The sequence below is a fragment of the Caulobacter sp. 602-1 genome, assembly GCF_003931565.1.
Taxonomy (GTDB): domain Bacteria; phylum Pseudomonadota; class Alphaproteobacteria; order Caulobacterales; family Caulobacteraceae; genus Caulobacter.
Window position 1 is genome coordinate 1 of record NZ_RRYI01000209.1, and the last position, 274, is coordinate 274.

Genomic DNA, 274 nt, shown 5'->3' on the forward strand with positions numbered 1-274 from the left:
GCGAGGGCTGGCGGCAGCGACGACACAGAACTGTGGTATTGGTCACTTCCCCCCGAGGGTTGGCCGCGACCGCACCCGGACATCCGAATCCACGGTTTCCGGCATCGCGACCAGGTACAGGAGGAAGCCGGCCCCGGCGAGCGCACCCAGCGACATGAATGCCGCGTCATAGCCCGCGACGACCACGATCCAGCCGGCAACAAGATTAGACAGCGCGGCACCAATGCCCGTTGCCGTGGTTACCGCCCCGAGGCTGATATTGAAATGTCCCGTT

Annotated in this window: 1 protein-coding gene; it reads right to left on the reverse strand. The window is 64.6% G+C overall.

Annotation, left to right across the window (positions count from 1 at the left end):
• Window positions 1-42 precede the first annotated feature (42 nt).
• Window positions 43-274: hypothetical protein (locus EIK80_RS25900; protein ID WP_199743662.1), on the reverse strand; the 232-nt coding region annotated here is incomplete at its 5' end.